Raw genomic sequence first — 1877 nt, 5'->3', positions numbered from 1 at the left:
CATGCAGCGTCACGGCATTGCGCGAGATCACGAAGACCGCGCGGTCGCCGTCGCGGCTGGTGCCGACGCCGTTGCGGATGTAGCGCGACGAGCTGTCCGGCAGGAACCGCGGATGCAGAGCGCCGTCGATCACCAGCATCGGGCCGGACTGGGTGGCATGGCGGCAGTTCAGGCCGGCCCGGCGGGCCTGGTAATCCAGCGTCTCGATCACCCGGGCGCGGCGCTTGGTGATGCAGAGCACACCGTTGGGCAGCAGGCCGAAGTTGCCCGGTCCGGCATTGGGGATCACCCGCATGATCTCCTGGCCGTCCTCCAGGTAGTGCCCGACCGGCGCACGGTTGTCGTGATACATGCCCGCGTTCATCGCGAAGGCCAGCCGCTGCCCCTTGCCCGCCAGCCGGGCCGACAGCGCCGAGAAGTCGCCATAGGGCGCCCCGCCGGGATCATAGAGGAACAGCCGCAGCTCCTCGCGCGCGGGATCCACCTCGCAGACCGAGTAGCGGTTGCCCTGCCAGTCCTGGTTGCGGCATTCCACGGCCTCCGCCCCGCGGGGGCAGATCAGCAGCGCCCAGAGGCACAGGAGAAGGCCGCGGCACCACATGGGATCAGGCGTTGCCCCCGCCACCCGACCCGTCATGCGACTCGTCAACGTCCCCGTCATCGTCCTCTGCGGCGATGTCGCGCTGCACGCCCTCGTCGGAGAACAGCCGGCGCGTTTCATCCAGGCGGTCGAAGGTGTCGTCGGGGCGGAAGCGCAGGTCGGGGGTGAACTTCAGGTTCAGCTTGCGCCCGATCAGCCGCCGCAGCTCTCCGCGGTGCTGGGCCAGCAGAGAGATCGCCTCTTCCGCCGCGCCGCCGCCAAGCGGCATCACATAGGCGGTGGCGATCTTCAGGTCGGGCGAACAGCGCACCTCGCCGACGGTGATCGACAGGCGGTTGAGCTCGGGATCATGCACGTCGCCCCGTTGCAGCACCTCGGAGAGGGCACGGCGGATCGTCTCGCCGACGCGAAGCTGCCGCTGCGAGGGGCCGGGGCCGTCTTGGAACCTGTTCTTGCTCATGTCTTGCCGCCTTTCCGGCGCCGGATCGCCTCCGGCCGCTTGCTCTGATCTGGTGTCGGGCCGCATCTAGGGCAGGCGCGGGACAGGCACAAGCGGAACGGGCCAGAGAGCCGCCCCGCCGCCGGACCGTGACTCTGCCGAGCCTGCCACGCCATCCCGGCTTTGCCAAGCGTCCGCCCCCGCGCTAGGAAGGCGCGACACAGCGCACCGACGCACAGCAGCAAGGACAGGCCGATGAGCGACAGCACCCTACCCGGAATCGTGATCACCGGCGGCTCGGGCCGCATGGGCCAGATGCTGATCCGCACCGTCATCGAAAGCGATGCCGCCCGGCTGGCCGGCGTGGTCGAGCGCGCGGGCCACGACTGGGTCGGCCGCGACGTGGGCGTCTGCATGGGCGGCGCGCCGCTCGGCGTCACCGTCACCGACGATGCGCTGCAGGCCTTCTCGCAGGCCCAGGCGGTGATCGACTTCACCGCCCCTGCCGCCACCGTGGAATTCGCCGCGCTCGCCGCCCAGGCCCGCGCCACCCATGTCATCGGCACCACCGGCCTCTCGGCGGACGACCTGGCCCGGATCTCTGCCGCCGCCCGCCATGCCACCGTGGTGCGCGCCGGCAACATGTCCCTGGGCGTCAACCTTCTGGTGCAGCTGACCAAACGCGTCGCCGCCGCGCTGGACGAGGATTTCGACATCGAGATCATCGAGTACCATCACAACCGCAAGGTCGATGCCCCCTCGGGCACCGCGCTGATGCTGGGCGAGGCCGCCGCCGAAGGCCGGGGCGTCGACCTGGAAGAGGTCGCCGACCGCGGC

The 1877-nt window shown here is 70.4% G+C and carries 3 protein-coding genes; 1 reads left to right on the top strand and 2 read right to left on the bottom strand.

The window, feature by feature from the left end:
- Together OS124_RS0107000 and rbfA are read right to left on the bottom strand one after the other, a co-directional pair.
- Nucleotides 1-601 (bottom strand): phosphodiester glycosidase family protein (locus OS124_RS0107000; protein WP_010138731.1); only part of this gene is annotated, 601 nt, incomplete at its 3' end.
- 4 nt (nucleotides 602-605) lie between these two features.
- The gene (gene rbfA, locus OS124_RS23940; protein WP_010138730.1) at nucleotides 606-1061 is read right to left on the bottom strand and encodes a 30S ribosome-binding factor RbfA; all 456 of its coding nucleotides are present in this window, start codon (nucleotides 1059-1061) and stop codon (nucleotides 606-608) included.
- A 234-nt stretch (nucleotides 1062-1295) separates the two neighbouring features.
- Between rbfA and dapB the strand changes: the two genes are divergently transcribed.
- On the top strand, nucleotides 1296-1877 hold a 582-nt coding region (gene dapB / locus OS124_RS0106990; RefSeq protein WP_010138729.1), incomplete at its 3' end, for a 4-hydroxy-tetrahydrodipicolinate reductase.

It is taken from the genome of Oceanicola sp. S124 (assembly GCF_000220565.1).
Taxonomy (GTDB): Bacteria; Pseudomonadota; Alphaproteobacteria; order Rhodobacterales; family Rhodobacteraceae; genus Pseudooceanicola.
The sequence above is the reverse complement of the archived record's forward strand: the minus strand, read 5'-3'. Positions and strand labels throughout refer to the sequence as shown.